18 protein-coding genes are annotated in these 17828 nt (G+C 72.3%); 3 read left to right on the top strand and 15 right to left on the bottom strand.

Going from position 1 to position 17828, the window contains the following annotated elements; translation table 11 throughout:
• Nucleotides 1-111 precede the first annotated feature (111 nt).
• The 14 genes from ACZ4TV_RS00090 to ACZ4TV_RS00025 form a co-directional block, all read right to left on the bottom strand.
• A complete protein-coding gene (locus ACZ4TV_RS00090) occupies nt 112-873 on the bottom strand; it encodes a sirohydrochlorin chelatase (protein ID WP_468129005.1) in 762 nt (253 codons plus the stop codon).
• A 5-nt stretch (nt 874-878) separates the two neighbouring features.
• Nucleotides 879-1784 carry an ABC transporter permease gene (locus tag ACZ4TV_RS00085; protein WP_468129003.1) on the bottom strand — a complete coding sequence of 302 codons (906 nt, stop codon included), beginning with the start codon at nt 1782-1784 and terminating at the stop codon, nt 879-881.
• Entirely contained in the window at nt 1771-2589 is an 819-nt protein-coding gene (locus ACZ4TV_RS00080) for an ABC transporter ATP-binding protein (RefSeq protein ID WP_468129001.1), read from the bottom strand. The genes ACZ4TV_RS00085 and ACZ4TV_RS00080 overlap by 14 nt, the downstream gene beginning before the upstream one ends.
• A gap of 33 nt (nt 2590-2622) precedes the next feature.
• Nucleotides 2623-3756 (bottom strand): ABC transporter substrate-binding protein, encoded by a 1134-nt coding sequence (locus ACZ4TV_RS00075; RefSeq protein WP_468128999.1) that lies wholly within the window; start codon nt 3754-3756, stop codon nt 2623-2625.
• A gap of 206 nt (nt 3757-3962) precedes the next feature.
• The gene (locus tag ACZ4TV_RS00070; RefSeq protein WP_468128997.1) at nt 3963-5312 is read right to left on the bottom strand and encodes a sulfate adenylyltransferase subunit 1; all 1350 of its coding nucleotides are present in this window, start codon (nt 5310-5312) and stop codon (nt 3963-3965) included.
• A gap of 2 nt (nt 5313-5314) precedes the next feature.
• A complete protein-coding gene (gene cysD, locus ACZ4TV_RS00065; RefSeq protein WP_468128995.1) occupies nt 5315-6265 on the bottom strand; it encodes a sulfate adenylyltransferase subunit CysD in 951 nt (316 codons plus the stop codon).
• Nucleotides 6262-6840: an adenylyl-sulfate kinase gene (gene cysC, locus ACZ4TV_RS00060; RefSeq protein WP_468128993.1), complete on the bottom strand. Its 579-nt coding sequence runs from the start codon at nt 6838-6840 to the stop codon at nt 6262-6264. The genes cysD and cysC overlap by 4 nt, the downstream gene beginning before the upstream one ends.
• Nucleotides 6840-7568: a phosphoadenylyl-sulfate reductase gene (locus ACZ4TV_RS00055; RefSeq protein ID WP_468128991.1), complete on the bottom strand. Its 729-nt coding sequence runs from the start codon at nt 7566-7568 to the stop codon at nt 6840-6842. Before ACZ4TV_RS00055 ends, cysC begins: the two co-directional genes overlap by 1 nt.
• A complete protein-coding gene (locus tag ACZ4TV_RS00050; RefSeq protein WP_468128989.1) occupies nt 7565-7744 on the bottom strand; it encodes a hypothetical protein in 180 nt (59 codons plus the stop codon). The genes ACZ4TV_RS00055 and ACZ4TV_RS00050 overlap by 4 nt, the downstream gene beginning before the upstream one ends.
• Complete coding sequence (locus tag ACZ4TV_RS00045; protein ID WP_468128987.1) at nt 7741-9450, bottom strand: nitrite/sulfite reductase; 1710 nt, start codon at nt 9448-9450, stop codon at nt 7741-7743. The genes ACZ4TV_RS00050 and ACZ4TV_RS00045 overlap by 4 nt, the downstream gene beginning before the upstream one ends.
• Nucleotides 9451-9665: 215 nt before the next feature.
• On the bottom strand, nt 9666-9749 hold the full coding sequence (locus tag ACZ4TV_RS00040) for a putative leader peptide (RefSeq protein ID WP_312847410.1): 84 nt from the start codon (nt 9747-9749) through the stop codon (nt 9666-9668).
• A 237-nt stretch (nt 9750-9986) separates the two neighbouring features.
• Nucleotides 9987-10550 (bottom strand): GNAT family N-acetyltransferase, encoded by a 564-nt coding sequence (locus ACZ4TV_RS00035; protein WP_468128985.1) that lies wholly within the window; start codon nt 10548-10550, stop codon nt 9987-9989.
• Between the two features lie 5 nt (nt 10551-10555).
• The gene (locus tag ACZ4TV_RS00030) at nt 10556-11818 is read right to left on the bottom strand and encodes a GAF domain-containing protein (RefSeq protein WP_468129863.1); all 1263 of its coding nucleotides are present in this window, start codon (nt 11816-11818) and stop codon (nt 10556-10558) included.
• A gap of 457 nt (nt 11819-12275) precedes the next feature.
• A complete protein-coding gene (locus ACZ4TV_RS00025; RefSeq protein ID WP_468128983.1) occupies nt 12276-13919 on the bottom strand; it encodes an acyl-CoA dehydrogenase family protein in 1644 nt (547 codons plus the stop codon).
• Nucleotides 13920-13936: 17 nt separating this feature from the next.
• Between ACZ4TV_RS00025 and ACZ4TV_RS00020 the strand changes: the two genes are divergently transcribed.
• Both ACZ4TV_RS00020 and ACZ4TV_RS00015 read left to right on the top strand, forming a co-directional pair.
• On the top strand, nt 13937-15061 hold the full coding sequence (locus tag ACZ4TV_RS00020) for a YihY/virulence factor BrkB family protein (RefSeq protein WP_468128981.1): 1125 nt from the start codon (nt 13937-13939) through the stop codon (nt 15059-15061).
• A gap of 76 nt (nt 15062-15137) precedes the next feature.
• Entirely contained in the window at nt 15138-15872 is a 735-nt protein-coding gene (locus ACZ4TV_RS00015) for a helix-turn-helix domain-containing protein (RefSeq protein WP_468128979.1), read from the top strand.
• On the opposite strand, the gene ACZ4TV_RS00010 is transcribed toward ACZ4TV_RS00015, so the two are convergent.
• Nucleotides 15803-16213 (bottom strand): VOC family protein, encoded by a 411-nt coding sequence (locus ACZ4TV_RS00010; RefSeq protein WP_468128977.1) that lies wholly within the window; start codon nt 16211-16213, stop codon nt 15803-15805. The two genes, ACZ4TV_RS00015 and ACZ4TV_RS00010, sit on opposite strands and share 70 nt — an antisense overlap.
• Before the next feature lie 405 nt (nt 16214-16618).
• Between ACZ4TV_RS00010 and ACZ4TV_RS00005 the strand changes: the two genes are divergently transcribed.
• Entirely contained in the window at nt 16619-17548 is a 930-nt protein-coding gene (locus tag ACZ4TV_RS00005; protein ID WP_468128975.1) for a TetR/AcrR family transcriptional regulator, read from the top strand.
• The last annotated feature ends 280 nt before the right edge of the window (nt 17549-17828 follow it).

The raw sequence follows: 17828 nt of genomic DNA, 5'->3' as shown, positions 1-17828 counted from the left end.
GAAACCCCACCCCAAAAAAGCGGGGAGAGAAGAAAACACCTTCGTGGGGGGGGGGGGGGGGGGGGGGGGGGGCGCCCCCCCCGGCAGCGGCGCCGCACCCGGGCGTGGCGGTCAGGCCGTCAGGGCGGCGACCCGGGCGGGAGTCAACCCGGCGGCGTCGTAGCGGCGCAGCAACAGGCGGGACAGTTCCGGGGCCGCGCCCAGGACGGGCGCGATCACGTCCGCACCGGCGGCTTCGGCGCCCGCCGTGATGCGGTCCGGGAGCCGGCCCGGGGCGATGACGTACGGGGCCACCGCCACCCGGGCGAAGCCCTCGGCGCGCAGGGCCCGTACGGCGTCCTCCGTACGGGGAAGGGCAGCGGAGGCGAACGCAGGCCGCACGGCGCACCAACCGGTGTGCCGCCACTCCCGCGCGATTTCAGCGATCACTGCGATCGCCTCCGGGTCTGTGGAGCCGGCGGACGCGAGCACCACCGCGGTGGTGGCGCGGTCCGCCGGGGTGAGGCCGGCTTCGGCGAGCCGGCGTTCGAGGGCGGAGAGGAGGAGCGGGGACGGGCCGAGGACGTCGGCCACCCGCACCGACAGCCCCGGCAGCCGGGTCGTCGCCTCGGCCAGCGCCGCCGGGATGTCGGACTTCGCGTGGAACGCCCGCGTGAGGAGGAGCGGGAGGGCGACGACCTCCCGTACGCCCGACAGGTAGAGCGAGGACAGGACCTGTCCCACCGACGGGGTGTTGAAGTCCAGGAAGGCCGTCTCCACCCGCATCCCCGGCCGCAGCGCCCGCGTACGCCGGGTGAGGGCGTGCACGGTCGCGGCGTGCCGCGGGTCGCGGCTGCCGTGGGCTATGACCAGGAGTGCGGGGGCGGGAGACATCGAACTCAGCTCCTGACCAGCAGGCCGCGGCTGCGCAGCACCCACCGCTCGACCGGGCTGAAGATCAGCAGGTCGATGGCGATGCCGACCACCAGGATCAGGATGATCGCGAGGAACACGCCCGGCAGGTCGATGTTGTTGCGGCCGTTCTCCAGCAACTGGCCGAGGCCCAGCCCCAGCTCGGGCGAGGAGGCGATGATCTCGGCGGCCATCAGCGAACGCCAGGAGAAGGCCCAGCCCTGCTTCAGACCGGCCAGGTAGCCCGGCAGCGCGGCCGGCATGACGATGTGCCGGGCCCCCCGCAGACCGGTGGCGCCCAGGGTGCGGCCGGCCCGAAGGTAGAGCGGCGGGATCTGGTCGATGCCCGAGACGAGGCCGTTGGCGATGGACGGCACGGCGCCCAGCAGGATCACCGTGAACATCATCGCGTCGTTGAGGCCGAACCACAGGACGGCCGGCGGCACCCAGGCCACCGACGGCAGCGACTGCAGTCCCTGAAGGATCGGGCCGATCGCGGCGCGGAGGAACTTCACCCGGGCGACGAGCAGGCCGAGCGGCGTACCGATGGCCAGGGCCAGCAGGAAGCCGAGCAGGCCGCGGGAGACGCTGGTCCAGATGACCTCGAACAGCGTGCCCTTCAGCCACATGTCGGCCAGGCTGTCCCATACGGCGGACAGCGCGGGCAGCTTGGTCTCCTCGGTGACCTTCGCCGCGACGAGGACCTGCCACACCAGCAGCACGAGGCTGACGGCCAGGAACGGCGGCAGGACCTTCTTGACGAGGACCTCGCGGACCGAAGCGCGGTGGGTCTGCACCGTGTCGAGGGCGTCGAGGCCCGCCTCCAGGCCGGCCAGGTCGTCGCGGCCGGCCTTGCCGTCCGCGACCTTCTGGGTGGTGTCAGTGCTGGCCATGGCGGCGGATCTCCCCACGCAGGTGTTCAGTGATCTCAAGGGACAGCTCCGCGACGTCCGCGTCCTCGATGCGGCGCGGCTGCGGGATGCCCACGGTCCACTCCTTCGCGATCCGGCCGGGCCGGGAGGAGAGCAGGACCACGCGCTGGGCGAGGCGGACGGCCTCGCGCACGTTGTGCGTGACGAAGATGACGGAGAGGTTGCCCGCGGCGGAGCCGCTCGTGTTCGCGGCCTCCCAGATGCGGGTGAGCTCCCCGTGCAGCACGTCCCGCGTGATGGCGTCGAGCGCCGCGAACGGCTCGTCCATCAGCAGCAGTCGGCTGTCCTGGGCCAGTGCCCGGGCCAGCGCCACGCGCTGGCGCATGCCGCCCGACAGCTCGTGCACGCGCTTGCCGTACGAGCCGCCGAGCCGGACCAGCTCCAGCAGCCGCTCGGCCTCCGGCCTGCGGTCGGCCTTGGCCACCCCGCGCAGGCGCAGGGCGAGTTCGATGTTCTTGCCCGCGGTCAGCCACGGGAAGAGGGCGTGCTCCTGGAACATGAGCGCCGGACGGCCGCCGGGGGTCTCGATGGACCCCACGGACGGCTTGTCCAGACCCGCGACCAGGTTCAGCAGCGTGGACTTGCCGCACCCCGAGGCCCCCAGGAGGGTGACGAACTCTCCGGGAGCGACATCGAGGCTGATGTCGTCCAGGACGAGCTGCGATCCGGCCGGGCCGGAGAAGGACTTCGAGACGTGCTGGATGCGCGCGGCGTGCGTCTGCTCCGCTACGGTGCCCTCGGCAGCCTTGGCAAGCGTGGTGGCCATGGTCGTCACCTCCTGGGTTTGCTGGATTACGGGTTACTTGGCGCCGAGACCGGCGTCGGAGACCTCGGGCTTGCCGGCGGCCTTCAGCACCTTGTTCAGGAGCGTCAGGTCGTAGATGCCGGCCAGGTCGTGCTGCTCGATGAGCTCGGCCTTGACCGCCCACTCGGACTGCGTCTTCAGCGTCGCGGCCAGCGGGTCGTCGGTGATCGCGATGCTCGGCCACGCCGGGTCGATGATCTTGGCGTCGAGCGGCTTGCCGCCCTCCGCCGCCAGCTTCGCGTTCGCGGACGCCTTGGCCTGGTCCGGGTTGGCGTTGATCCACTCGTTGGTCTTCACCGTGCCCTTCAGCACGGCCTCGACCACGTCCGGGTGTTCGTTGAGGAACTTCTGCGACACGATGACGTTCGTGATCACGAACTTCTTGTCGGGCCACAGGGTGGTCTCGTCGAGGAGGACGGAGCCGCCGTCGGAGACGAGCTTGGAGGCCGTGGGCTCCGGCACCCAGGCGCCGTCGATCGAGCCCTGCTTGAAGGCGTCCGGGGTGACCTTGTTGTCCGTACGGACGACGGAGACGTCACCCTTGCCGGACTCCGGGTCGACCGTCCAGCCCTTCTCGGAGATCCAGTTGAGGAACGCGACGTCCTGGGTGTTCCCCTTCTGCGGGGTGGCGATCTTCTTGCCCTTGAGGTCGTCCAGGGTCTTGATCTTGTCCGGGTTCACCACGAGCTTGACGCCACCGGAGGCGGAACCGGAGATGATCCGCAGGTTGGATCCCTTGGACTTCACGTAGGCGTTGATCGACGGCGAGGGTCCGATGAAGCCGATGTCGAGAGAGCCGCCGTTGAGGGCTTCGATCTCGGACGGGCCGGCGTTGAAGGCCTGCGGCTTGATCCTGGTGCCGCCCAGTTCCTTCGCGATCAGGCCTTCCTGGAGGCCGACCAGTGCCGTGGCGTGCGTCAGGTTCGGGAAGTAGCCGATGCGGACCTCGGAGGCCGACAGCTTCTTGCCGCCGTTGGCCGCGACGTTGGCCTTGGCGTCCCCGTCGGCGGGCTTCTCGGCCTGGGAGCCGTAGCCGCAGGAGGCGAGCGCGCCGATCAGCAGCGGCAGCGCGGCGGCGGCGACGACGCGGCTCAGGGTCCTACGGGTGGTGATACCAGTGGCAGGCACGGGAGGACTTCCTCTCGACGCGCCGTGGGATCACGGCGCAGGTCTACGTCTGTGGAGCAGGGGCAGGTACAGGTCGCGGGGGCGCAAGCGGTGCGCGTACGTCATCGCGCACATCGCGCCACCCCTCCCTGGCCGCTGCCGAGGGCGCCGCTGCCCACGCGGCCGCCCTCCTTCGCGAAGCCGGAGTACATGTCGGAAGGCATGGCCTAGAAGTCCCACCCTTCTTCGTCGGCCTGCACGGTCGTCTCGGCCGTGGAGGCGAAGGACTCGCCCGCCATGCCCGCCGCCAGCGTGGTGCCGTCGGCCGGGTCGATCAGCAGGAAGGACCCGGTGCGGCGCGAGTCGGCGTACGCGTCGAGCGCGAGCGGCTCGGCGGTACGGACGACCACGCGGCCGATGTCGTTGGCCACCAGCTGCCCGGGGTTCGGGTGCTGGGAGAGGTCGTCCAGGGTCAGCCGCGAGGGGATCTCCTTGACGATCGCCTTGACCGTGCGCGTCGTGTGCTTGATCAGCACCCGGGCGCCGACGGCGAGGGGCTGGTCGGCCACGTGGCAGACCGTCGCCTCGACGTCCTGCGTGGTGGCCGGGGCACTCGCGGACGGCGCGATCAGGTCGCCGCGCGAGATGTCGATGTCGTCCCTGAGCCGTATGGTCACGGACTGCGGGGCCCAGGCGATGTCGACGCTCTCGCCGAGCGCGTCGATGCCCTCGATGACCGAGGTACGCCCGGAGGGCAGGACGGTCACGGCCTCGCCGACCCGCAGCACGCCGGAGGCGATCTGGCCCGCGTAGCCCCGGTAGTCCGGGTGCTCGGCGGTCTGCGGACGGATCACGTACTGCACCGGGAAACGCGCCGGGCAGGCGGTGAGGTCGTGGCTGACCGGCACGGTCTCCAGGTGCTCCAGCACCGTCGGGCCGCCGTACCAGTCCATGTTGGCGGAGGGCTCGACCACGTTGTCGCCGGCCAGGGCCGAGATCGGGATCGCGGTGATCTCCGGGACGCCGAGGTCCGAGGCGTACGCGGTGAACTCCTCGGCGATCGCCGCGAAGACCGACTCCTCGTAGCCCACCAGGTCCATCTTGTTGACGGCCAGCACCACGTGCGGGACGCGCAGCAGCGCGGCGACGGCCGCGTGCCGGCGGGTCTGCTCGATCACGCCGTTGCGGGCGTCGACCAGGACCACGGCCAGGTCGGCGGTCGAGGCGCCGGTGACCATGTTCCGGGTGTACTGCACGTGCCCGGGGGTGTCCGCGAGGATGAACCGGCGGCGCGCGGTGGCGAAGTAGCGGTACGCGACGTCGATGGTGATGCCCTGCTCCCGCTCGGCCCGCAGGCCGTCGGTGAGCAGCGCGAGGTCGGGGGCCTCCTGGCCGCGCTGGGCGGAGACGGCCTCGACGGCCTCCATCTGGTCGGTCAGGACCGACTTGGAGTCGTGCAGCAGCCGGCCCACCAGGGTGGACTTGCCGTCGTCGACGGAACCGGCGGTCGCGAAGCGCAGCAGGGTGGTCGCTGCGAGGTCAGCCAGGTTGGCGACCTGATCGGTGGTGCTGGTCATGTCTAGAAGTACCCTTCGCGCTTGCGGTCTTCCATCGCGGCCTCGGACATCTTGTCGTCGGCGCGGGTCGCGCCCCGCTCGGTGAGCCGGGAGACGGCGATCTCGGCGATCACGGCGTCCAGCGTGGCGGCGTCGGAGTCGACGGCGCCGGTGCAGGACATGTCACCGACGGTGCGGTAGCGGATGAGACGCGTCTCGGGCGTCTCGCCCTCCTTGGGGCCGCCCCACTCGCCGGCCGTCAGCCACATGCCGCCCCGCTGGAAGACCTCGCGCTCGTGGGCGAAGTAGATCTCCGGCAGCTCGATGCCCTCGCGGGCGATGTACTGCCAGACGTCCAGCTCGGTCCAGTTGGAGAGCGGGAAGACGCGCACGTGCTCGCCGGGCGCGTGGCGGCCGTTGTAGAGCTGCCACAGCTCGGGGCGCTGGCGGCGCGGGTCCCACTGGGAGAACTCGTCGCGCAGGGAGAACACCCGCTCCTTGGCGCGGGCCTTCTCCTCGTCGCGGCGGCCGCCGCCGAAGACCGCGTCGAACTTGAGCTGCTGGATCGCCTCGGTCAGCGGGACGGTCTGCAGCGGGTTGCGGGTGCCGTCCGGGCGCTCGCGCAGCTTGCCCGCGTCGATGTAGTCCTGGACGGACGCGACGTGCAGGCGCAGGCCGTGCTTCTCGACCGTGCGGTCGCGGTACTCCAGCACCTCGGGGAAGTTGTGCCCCGTGTCGACGTGCAGGAGGGTGAAGGGCACCGGCGCCGGCGCGAACGCCTTCAGCGCCAGGTGCAGCATGACGATGGAGTCCTTGCCGCCGGAGAACAGGATCACCGGCTTCTCGAACTCGCCCGCCACCTCGCGGAAGATGTGCACGGCCTCGGACTCGAGGGCGTCGAGGTGCGACAGCGCGTACGGCGCGTCGCCCGAGGAATTGTCCGCGGCTTCGTGCAGGTGAGCGACCGTGGTCATGCCAGACCCCTCTCGGTGAGCAGCGCGTGCAGGGCCGAAGCCGACTCCTGCACGGTCTGCGTGTGCGACTCGATACGGAGGTCCGGGGACTCCGGCGCCTCGTACGGGTCGTCGACCCCGGTCAGACCGGAGATCTCGCCCGCCGCCTGCTTGGCGTACAGACCCTTCACGTCACGCTCGGAGCACACCTCGACCGGAGTGGCCACGTGCACTTCGAGGTAGTTCGTCTCGGCGGCCGCGTGCCGCTCGCGGACGGCCTCACGGCTGTCCGCGAACGGCGCGATCACCGGCACCAGCGCCTTGACGCCGTTGCTCGCGAGGAGCTCGGCGACGAAGCCGATCCGCTGCACGTTGGTGTGCCGGTCCTCGCGGCCGAAGCCCAGGCCGGCGGAGAGGAACTCGCGGATCTCGTCCCCGTCGAGCACCTCCACGCGGTGGCCCTCGGCGCGCAGCCGCTCGGCCAGCGCGTAGGCGATGGTGGTCTTGCCCGCGCTCGGCAGCCCGGTCAGCCACACGGTGGCGCCCTGGTCGCTCACGCTCATTCGCTTCTCCGTCAGTTCCGTACGTTCAGTCATCAGCCGTGCAGTCCGCACTCGGTCTTGCCCCGCCCGGCCCAGCGGCCGGCCCGCGCGTCCTCGCCCTGCGCCACGCGGCGGGTGCAGGGGGCGCAGCCGACGGAGGCGTAACCGTCCATCAGCAGCGGGTTGGTGAGTACGCCGTGCTCGGCGACGTACGCGTCCACGTCGTCCTGGGTCCACCGGGCGATCGGGGAGATCTTGACCTTCTGCCGCTTCTCGTCCCAGCCGACCACCGGGGTGTTCGCCCGGGTCGGGGACTCGTCGCGGCGCAGGCCCGTCGCCCACGCGTCGTACGCGGTCAGGCCCTCCTCCAGCGGCTTGACCTTGCGCAGCGCGCAGCACAGGTCGGGGTCCCGGTCGTGCAGCTTCGGGCCGTACTCCGCGTCCTGCTCGGCCACCGTCTGGCGCGGGGTCAGCGTGATGACGTTGACGTCCATCACCGCGTCGACCGCGTCACGGGTGCCGATGGTCTCCTCGAAGTGGTAGCCCGTGTCGAGGAAGACCACGTCCACGCCGGGGAAGACCCGCGAGGCCAGGTGCGCGACGACCGCGTCCTCCATGGAGGAGGTCACGGCGAACTTCTTGCCGAAGGTGTCGGCCGCCCAGCGCAGGATGTCCAGCGCGGAGGCGTCCTCCAGGTCCCGGCCCGCCTGCTCGGCCACGTTTTTGAGAGTCGCAGCCTTGAGAGTCGCAGCCTTGAGACTCGCGTCTTGAGTGGTGGTCATGTCTCGTCCCCTCCAGCTGAATCGGACCGGACTCCCCGGGCCAGCAGCCCGAGGTACTTCAGCTGGAAGGCTCGGTTGCAGGCCCTGCATTCCCAGGCGCCGTGGCCCGTCTCGTGGGGAAACAGGTCCTCGTCGCCGCAGTACGGGCAGTAGAACGGTGCGGCGCGCTCGCTCACGAGAGGCTCTTCTCGTCCGCGCGGGCGACCCACGCCGCGAAGCGCTCGCCGTCCTCGCGCTGCTCCTCGTACTGCTTGACGACCCGCTCGACGTAGTCGGGCAGACCGGCCGAGGTGACCTTGAGGCCGCGGACCTTGCGGCCGAATCCGGCCTCCAGGCCGAGGGCGCCGCCCAGGTGGACCTGGTAGCCCTCCACCTGGTTGCCGTCGTCGTCCAGGACCAGCTGGCCCTTGAGACCGATGTCCGCCACCTGGATACGGGCGCAGGCGTTCGGGCAGCCGTTGATGTTGATGGTGAGCGGCTCGGCGAAGTCCGGCAGGCGGCGCTCCAGCTCGTCGATCAGCGAGGCGCCGCGCGCCTTGGTCTCGACGATGGCCAGCTTGCAGAACTCGATGCCGGTGCAGGCCATCGTGCCGCGGCGGAACGGGGACGGCTTGACCCGCAGGTCCAGCGCCTCCAGCGCCGCGACCACCGAGTCGACCCGGTCGGCCTCGATGTCGAGCACGATCATCTTCTGCTCGGCGGTCGTGCGCAGACGGCCGGAGCCGTGCTGCTCGGCGACGTCCGCGATCTTGGTCAGGGTGGCGCCGTCGACGCGGCCGACGCGGGGCGCGAAGCCGACGTAGAAGCGGCCGTCCTGCTGCTGGTGGACGCCGACGTGGTCGCGCCACTGGCCGGTGGGCTGCTCGGGCGCGGGGCCGTCGGTCAGCTTCCGCTTCAGGTACTCGTCCTCCAGGACCTGGCGGAACTTGGCCGGACCCCAGTCCGCGACGAGGAACTTCAGGCGGGCGCGGGTGCGCAGCCGCCGGTAGCCGTAGTCGCGGAAGATCGAGATGACGCCCTCGTACACGTCCGGGACCTCGTCGAGCGAGACCCAGGTGCCCAGGCGCACACCGAGCTTGGGGTTGGTGGACAGACCGCCGCCGACCCAGACGTCGAAGCCCGGACCGTGCTCGGGGTGGTTGACGCCCACGAAGGCGATGTCGTTGATCTCGTGCGCCACGTCGAGCAGCGGCGAGCCGGAGATCGCCGACTTGAACTTGCGGGGCAGGTTGGAGAAGTCCTTGTTGCCCACGATGCGGCGGTAGATCTCGTCGATGGCGGGGGTGCCGTCGATGATCTCGTCCTGGGCGATGCCGGCGACGGGCGAACCGAGGATGACGCGGGGCGTGTCACCGCAGGCCTCGGTGGTGGAGAGGCCGACGGCCTCCAGGCGGCGCCAGATCTCCGGGACGTCCTCGATCCGGATCCAGTGGTACTGCACGTTCTGGCGGTCGGTGAGGTCCGCGGTGCCGCACGCGAACTCCTCGGAGATCTCGCCGATGACGCGCAGCTGCTCGGTGGTCAGCCGGCCGCCGTCGATGCGCACGCGCAGCATGAAGTACTCGTCGTCCAGCTCCTCCGGCTCCAGGATCGCGGTCTTGCCGCCGTCGATCCCGGGCTTGCGCTGGGTGTAGAGGCCCCACCAGCGCATGCGGCCGCGCAGGTCGTTGGGGTCGATCGAGTCGAAGCCGCGCTTGGAGTAGATCGTCTCAATGCGTGTCCGCACGTTGAGACCGTCGTCGTCCTTCTTGAACTGCTCGTTGCCGTTGAGGGGCGTGTGGTGTCCGACGGCCCACTGGCCCTCACCGCGGTGACGGCCGGTCTTGCGGCGCGCGGCGGCTGCGGGTGCGGCTGCGGGCGTTTCGGGGGTGGCGGCGGCCATGGCGGTACGTCCTTCTTCGGCGGCTCAGGGCAGGGCGGGAGCAGGGGGAGCGGCGGCGTGGACCCCTGGACGACGCTGAGCGGGTGTGGCTGATTCCCGCTCGCTCGCCGGGGTTGCCGGCGGGCAGGGCGGTGTATCGGCCTCAGGGGGCTATCGGGTGATCGGCGCGTCCGCGGCGGCGGGGACGGCGACGACGTGCGGCGTGGCTGGTTCCGTCAGCGCGCCGGACAGATGGCGCTGGACATGCGGCCGAGGTCGACGTGCCGCCGACTCACCAAGGCAATTCCAGCTCCATTCATGGCGGAAGCGTGTCATGTGCCGATTGGAGGAGTCCACTAGTGTCCAGGATTCGGACGAACTCGTCCCGAATGGTGGGATGAGTGATCCGGGTCACGCCCGGAACTCGGTTTTCGGCCCGCCTGCACACCTCGTGCGGCGCCGCTGCCGGGGGCGCTGCCCCCGGACCCCCGCGCCTCGAACGCCGGCGCGGCCGGATGGTCGGGGCGCGGCTTCGATGCGGACCGGCCCCGGAGAGGCTACGCGCCCGGCCAGGGACCCGGGGTCGGGGTGTCGTCCTTCGTTTCCGTCTCCGTCTTGAAGAGCTTGAAGCCCCGCCGCAGGTAGTTGTCCATCGCCGTGGGGCCGTCCTGGCTGCAGGTGTGGAGCCAGACGCGGCGGGTCGGTTCCAGCTCCGGCCAGCGCTCCGCGAGGTCCCACGCGCGGGCGACGGCCACCGACAGCAGGTGCCCGCCGATGCGTCGGCCGCGGAAGTCCGGGAGGAGGCCGAAGTACATGATCTCCACCACACCGTCGTCCTGGGGGTCGAACTCGACGTACCCGGCCGGCGTGCCGCGGTCGTACGCCACCCACGTCTCCACCCCGGGCCGGCCCAGCTGCTCCACCCACTGCGCGCGGGTCAGGGACAGCCGGTCCGTCCAGTGGATGTCGCCGCCGACGGAGGCGTAGAGGAAGCGGCTGAACTCCGGGGAGGGGACCTCCGCCCGCGAGATCGTGATCTCGGGGCCCGGGACGGCCGCCGGGACCAGGTCCTGCGGCGAGGTCATTTCCAGGGACCAGGTGGTGAGGGTGATGGTGCTCATGCCACTCAGGGAATCACGCCGGGCCCCGTCCGCCCCAGGCGGGCCCGGATCACCGCGGGAGCGGTGGAGTGCGGGAGCAGCGCGGCCGGGTCCTGGGGGCGGATCAGCTCCACCTCCACGTCCTGCGCGAAGCGGTAGGGCCGGTGGGCCAGGACACCCGCGAGGTGGCGGCGTACGCGGGACAGCTCCGCGCGGACCGTCACCGTGCGCGTCGGATCCCCGAACAGCTCCGCGGACAGCTCCGCCGCCGAGCGCCCCCGCGGGCTCTCCGCCAGCAGGAACAGCAGCTCCGCGTGGCGCGGGCTCAGCTCCTGCGACCAGCTCCCGGAGGACCCGTACACCGTCGCCGACCAGGATCCCGCCCGGCTGAGGTCCAGGACGATCCGGGTCGCCGCCGTGCTCGTACGGTCCTGCGCGATCCGCAGCAGCCAGCCGCCGGGCAGCGGCTCCGCCACGCAGTCGCCGAGCCGCGGCACCCACACCCGGCCCGGCCCGAAGCCCTTCGGCAGCGGGATCCGCTCCGTGGGGGCCAGGCCCGTCACCGCCGCCGTCCAGCCGTTCGGGTCCACGGCCAGCGCCCGCCCCGGCAGCCGGGCCAGCAGCGGGGCCGCCACCGTCCGCAGCTGCTCCAGCGACTCCAGGTGCCGGATCCGCAACTCCCGCTCCGCGAGCCGGGCCACCGAGCTCACCCACGCCAGCGTCGCCGGGTGCATGGTGGCCAGCGGCCCGCTGACGTCGACCACGCCCAGCAGCCGCCCGTCCCGCGGATCGCGCACGGGCGCCCCGGCGCAGGTCCAGTCGTGGTGGCTGGAGACGAAGTGCTCCGCCGAGAACACCTGCACCGGCCGCCGGGCCACCAGGGCGGTGCCCACCCCGTTCGTACCGACCACGGCCTCGTCCCAGTCGGCCCCCACCGCGAAGCCGAGCCGGTCCGCCTTGCGCAGGATCGAGGAGTGGCCCTCCCGCCACAGCAGCCGGCCGTCCGCGTCCGCGACGACCATGATGTGCAGGGCCTCGTCCAGGGCGGGCAACAGCCCCTCCCGCAGCACCGGCAGGATCTCCCGCAGCGGCGACACGTGCCGCCGCTCCTCGGTCTCGGCGGCCGACAGCATCCGCGAGCGCGCGTCCCGGTCCGGGTGCACCCCGCCGGCCAGCATCCGGCGCCAGGACTCCGCGATCTCCGGTCTCGGCGCGGCCGGCGGGCGGTCCCCGGCCAGCGCGGCCGCCCGTACCCCCTTGAGCAGGCGAGCGGCCTCCCGCGCGTCCATGGCCGAGATGCGTGCCGCATCGACCGTGCTGCCTGTGGTGTCGGCCACCGGAACCTCCCCGTGCGAACAGGACGTACGACGCGAGCCGCCCGGGCGGTCAGCGGGTGCCGATTCCCCCGGCACCCCGACGGGCGACTGCCGACTCAAAGGTTGCAACGGTATGCAACTCTCGCCAAGTCCCGGTCACCCGACCGAAACTGTCCGGACGTCGCCGAGCGGCGTGACAGCTCCTCCTCGGGGCTTCGGATCAGAGGTGGTGCCGAGTCGGCGCGGCGCCACCTCTGTACCCGTCAACGGGCCCGGACCCCGGCCCGGACCCCGGCCCGGACCCCGGCCCGGACCCCGGCCCGGACCCCGGCCCGGACCCCGGCCCGGACCCCGGCCCGGACCCCGGCTCGGAGCGGTTGGGGCAGCGGACAGGACCTGGGGGTTCTCGCCGGTCAGACCGGCTCGCTCCCTACCTCGCGATCCGCGCCCGTTCCACCACCGCTCGCAGATCGAGGCTGTGCGGCAGCGTGCCGAAGGCCGCGCCCCAGTCACCCCCCAGCCGCGAGGCGCAGAAGGCGTCCGCGACCTCCGGCGGGGCCCACCGCACCAGCAGCGACCCCTGCAGCACCAGCGCCATGCGCTCCACCACCCGGCGGGCGCGCGCTTCGATGCCCTCCAGGTCCGCGAGCTCCGTCAGCAGGTCCTTGATGGCCGAATCCAGCCGGTGGTCGGCGCCCCGGGCCAGGCCGACCTCCTCGAGGAAGGCGCCCAGGGCCTGCGGCTCCCGCTGGAGGGCGCGCAGTACGTCCAGCGCCTGTACGTTGCCCGAGCCCTCCCAGATGGAGTTCAGCGGGGATTCACGCAGCAGTCTCGGCAGCCCGGAGTCCTCTACGTAGCCGTTGCCCCCCAGACACTCCAGGGCCTCGGCGACCATCGGCGTACAGCGCTTGGTCACCCAGTACTTGGCCGCGGGCACGGCGAGGCGCAGGAAGGCCTTCTCCTGCTCGCTCCCGGCGTCGTAGGCGGCCGCCAGACGCAGGGTCAGGGTGGTGGCCGCCTCCGACTCCAGGGCGAGGTCGGCGAGCACGTTGCGCATCAGCGGCTGGTCGATGAGCGGCGCTCCGAAAGCAGAGCGGTGCTCCGCGTGATGCGCCGCCTGCGTCAGCGCCTGCCGCATCAGCGAGGCCGAGCCGATGACACAGTCCAGCCGGGTCGCCGCGACCATCTCGATGATGGTCCGCACCCCCCGCCCCTCCTCGCCGACCCGACGCGCCCACGTCCCGTCGAACTCCACCTCGCTCGACGCGTTCGACCTGTTGCCCAGCTTGTCCTTCAGCCGCTGGATCGCGAAGACGTTGCGCGTACCGTCCGGCAGCACCCGCGGCACCAGGAAGCAGGTCAGCCCGCCCGGCGCCTGCGCCAGCACCAGGAAGCCGTCGCACATCGGCGCCGAACAGAACCACTTGTGCCCCGTCAGCAGGTACTCGCCGGACGCGTCCAGCGGCACCGCGGCCGTCGTGTTCGCCCGTACGTCGCTGCCGCCCTGCTTCTCCGTCATCCCCATGCCGAAGAGCACGCCGGCCTTCTGCGCGGGCGGCCGCAGCCCCTCCTCGTACACGTGCGAGGTCAGCCGCGGCTCCCACTCGGCGGCGAGCGACGGATCGGCCCGCAGCGCCGGCACGGCGGCGTGCGTCATCGAGACCGGACAGCCGTGCCCCGCCTCGGCCTGCGACCACACGAAGAACCCGGCGGCGCGGCGCAGATGCCCGGCCGGACGCCCCCAGGCGTCGGTGAGCCCGGCCGCCACGGCCTCGCCGAGCAGCCGGTGCCAGGCCGGGTGGAACTCCACCTCGTCGATCCGGTTCCCGTACCGGTCGTGCGTGCGCAGCTTCGGTGGATTCTCGTTCGCCTGCCTCCCCCATTCCTGGGCCTGTGCGGAGCCCGCCGACCGCCCGAGGCGGGTGAGCTGCTCCCGTACCTCGCCGAGGAGTTCCGGTTCCGCGGATGCGAGGTGACGCTCGACGCCCTCGGTGAGGGCCCGATCGCCGCCGTAGACGTCGTAGCCCACCAGGGGCGGGGCCTGGTTGCTGACTGTGTGGGTGGTGGCTGCCATGCCGATACCGTAAGGACGTGCAGCCAGCAAAAGAAACACCCGAGCGGATCCTCGGACGCCATGGAAGGCTCCACCGGGCCCGCGCCCTCTACCGCAACGTCTCGAAGCGGAAGATGGGCTGGCTGCTCCTGAAGGACACCGTCAACTCGTGCATCGAGTACCGGATCCTCGGGCTCGCGGCCGAGGCGGCCTTCTTCACGCTGCTCTCGCTGCCCCCGCTCTTCCTCGGTCTGCTGGGCCTGCTCGGCTACGTGGACGGCTGGACGGACACCCGTACCGTCGAGAGCATCGAGGAGAACATCCTGCGCGCGGTCGGCACGGTCCTCTCCGACCGGGGCGTCAACGACATCGCCCGCCCCCTCCTGGACGACGTCACCGGGCGCGGCCGGCCGGACCTGATCTCGCTCGGTTTCGCCTTCGCCCTGTGGTCGGGGTCGCGCGCGGTGAACGTCTTCATCGACACGATCACCGTGATGTACGGGCTCGACGGCCATCGGGGCATCGTCAAGACGCGGCTACTGGCCTTCCTGCTCTACATCATCGCGCTGCTGATCGGCGCGATCGTGCTGCCGCTGATGGTGGTGGGGCCGGACGCGGTCGTACGGCTGGTGCCGTGGGGCACCGAAGTGATCGCGGTCCTGTACTGGCCGACCGTGACCCTGCTCTCCATCGCCTTCCTGACGACGCTCTACCACGTGTCCGTACCGGTGCGCTCGCCGTGGATCGAGGACGTGCCGGGCGCGCTGGTGGCCCTCGCCATGTGGGTGCTGGGCTCGTTCCTGCTGCGGATCTACCTCACCAACACCGTGGAGGGGCCGACGATCTACGGGTCGCTGGCCGCGCCGGTGGCCGTACTGCTGTGGATCGGCATCTCGGCCTTCGCGGTGCTGGTCGGCGCGGCCGTCAACGCCGCCATCGACCGGGTCTGGCCCTCCGTGGCCACGGCGGCGGCGCGCGAGGCGAACGAGCGGGCCCGCGAGCTGGAGGCCGCGCAGCTGATCGCGCGGGCCGCCGCCTGGCGGGCGATGGCGGAGGGCGAGTCGGAGGACGACGAGGACGAGGGGATGCCGTCGGAGTTCCCGGAGCGGTGGTCGAAGTTCCTGCCGCCGGAGGACTACTCGTCGCGCCTGCGCAAGCACTGAGGGGGGCGGGGCGCCGGACGGAGGAACGGTCCCTCTCCGGAGGAACGGTCCATCTCCCTCCTCCTACGCTGGAGGGATGTACGAGGAAGCTCCGTCGGCGACCGTCCCCGGGGCCGTGCTGTGGCGGGCCGAGGGCGGCGGTGGGGTGGTGCTGCCCGACGGCTGCATGGACCTGCTGTGGGTCGACGGGCGGCTGCTCGTGGCCGGACCCGACACCGGTCCGCACCCCGCCGGGGAGGTCCCGGGCGGCGCCTTCGCCGGGATCCGGCTGGCGCCCGGCACCGCGCCCGCGCTGCTCGGCGTACCGGCGCACGCGCTGCGGGACGAGCGCGTCGAGCTCGCCGATCTGTGGCCGGGGCGGGAGGTACGCCGCCTCGCCGGGCGGGTGGCGGCGTACGGGGACCCGCGCGCGGGGCTCGAAGCGCTGGCCCGGGCCCGCGCGGCCGAGGCCGGGCCGCCGGATCCGCTCGCCGCCGAGGTGGCGGCCCGGCTCCGGGCCGGGCAGGCGGTGGCCGGGATCGCCGCCGCGGTCGGCCTCGGGGAGCGGCAGCTGCGCCGGCGCTCCCTCGACGCCTTCGGGTACGGCCCACGGACACTCGGCCGCATCCTCAGGCTGCGCCGCGCCCTCGCCCTGGCCCGCTCGGGCATGGCGTACGCCGAGGTCGCCGGCGTCGCCGGTTACGCGGACCAGGCGCATCTCGCCCGCGAGGTGCGCGCGCTGGCGGGGACCACCCTGAGTGCCTACACCGGGGACTCGGCTGGGGCGAAGAGCGAGACCTCGCAACCGTCCGGGTCGCGGACCACGGCGTAGCGCTGGCCCCAGAAGGCGTCCCAGGGCTTCAGGTGCCCGGGGTACCCCGCGCCGGTCAGCTCGGCGTACAGGGCGTCCACCTCGGCGGGGGAGTCGCACAGGAAGGCCAGCCCCATCCGTTCCCCGCCGCCGTCGCCGGTGGGCCGGGTCCAGGACGGGTCGAAGGAGCGGATGGTCTCCTCCGTGTCCCACCCGATCCGCAGCCCCCCGGGCAGGGTTGCCTCCACGTGCGGCTGCCCGTCGGCGTCGGCCGGGACGTCCAGCCCGAGGCGGCGGTAGAAGGCGAGCGAGGCGGCCATGTCGGAGACGACCAGGCCGATCATGTCGAGTCGAGGAGTCATGACAGCAGGCTAGGCACCCCCGGGGACGGCCGTCTTGAACGAAACGGACACCGCCTCGACCAGAGACTTGACGACCCGTCAGGAGGGGCGCAACTTATATCGGAAAGCCGATATAACCACCGGGAGCCCCATGCCCTCCCCCCACCGCCCGCCCTCACCCCGGGCAAAACCCCGCCCAGCCTCCGTTACACCGCCGCAGCCGGAACCCCACGCGAAGCCGCCGTCCCCGCCGCACGCGGAGCGCTCGCCGCAGGCGGAGGTCTGCCCTGAGCCGCCGAGCTCGCCGGAGGCGAAGCGCCCGCGGTGGGCGGGGCCGGGCCCGCAGCCCCCTGCCCCGCCGGAGGCGAACCCCTTCCGCAGCCGAAGGCCTGTCCCGAGCCGCCAAGCTCGCCGGAGGCGAACCGCTTGCCGCAGGCGAAGGCCTGTCCCGAGCCGCCGAGCTCGCGGGAGGGGAAGCGCCTGCCGCAGGTGGAGGCCTGCCCCGATCCGTCGGCCCCGCCGGAGGCGAACCGCCCGCGGCGGGCGGAGCCGGGCTCGCAGCTCCCTGCCCCGCCGGAGGTGAAGCGCTCGCCGCAGGCGGAGGTCCGCCACGAGCCGCCGAGCTCGCCGGAGGCGAAGCGCCCGCGGTGGGCGGGGCCGGGCTTCGAGCCGCAGGACCCGCCGGAGGCGGAGGGCGCGCTGCGGGCGGGGCCGCGCCCCGGGGCGCCGCAGGCGGGCTCGGGTTCGACACGGCAGGCACAAGCGCAGCGCAAATCGCAGACGCGGTCCCGGCTCATCGACGCCGCCGCCGAGCTCTTCGCGCGCAAGGGCTTCCACGCGGTATCGGCGGAGGCGGTCGCCGAGGCCGCCGGACGGACCACCGGCGCCCTTTACAGCCATTTCGGCGGCAAGGAGGGCCTGCTGCTGGCCCTGCTGGAGGTCTGGAAGGAGCGGACCGCCGAGGAACTCGCCGCCGAGATCGCGGACAGCGCGGACCCGGCGGACCCCGCCACGCACTTCGCCGCGATGTGGGGCAGCCTCACCCGCCCGCACCCCGACCGCGGCGACTCCTGGCTGCTCCTGGAGGTGGAGCTGTGGCTGCACGGCGCCCGCGGCCCGCTCCTCGGCGGACTGCTCGCCCAGCGCTACGCCGAGGTCCGCGCCCAGCTGGGCGAGGGCCTCGCCGACTGGGCCGAGGCCACCGGCACCCCGCTCACCCGCCCGCCGGAGGAGACCGGCGCCCTCGTCCTCGGCGTCCTGCTCGGCCTGGCGATGCAACACCGCCTCGACCCCCAGGGCATCCCCGACACCCTGGTCGTGGAAGCACTGAGCGCCCTCCTGCACCCGTCCCCCTGAACGTCCCCCTGAAACGTCCCCCCGAACGTCCTCCCGAACGCGTCCCTGAAGGGAAGTGGACCGTGATACCGACCGGTGAGATGGACCTGCTGGAAGACACCTGGGCCCGCGGCGTCCCGCACGAGCAGTTCACCGGATTTCTCCCAGGAGGCTCCGCCCTTTAGGGCGGGGAGGAATGGGTCCTGGGAGCGGAGCCGCGTAGCGGCGGAGTTCTCTGCGCATCTGCTGTGACCTGCACTCTCTTCCGTTGTCAGTGGCGGGTGTTAGGTTCCGATCATGA

This window comes from Streptomyces sp. NPDC028910 (genome assembly GCF_055564955.1).
This window is presented reverse-complemented; position numbering and strand designations above follow the sequence as displayed.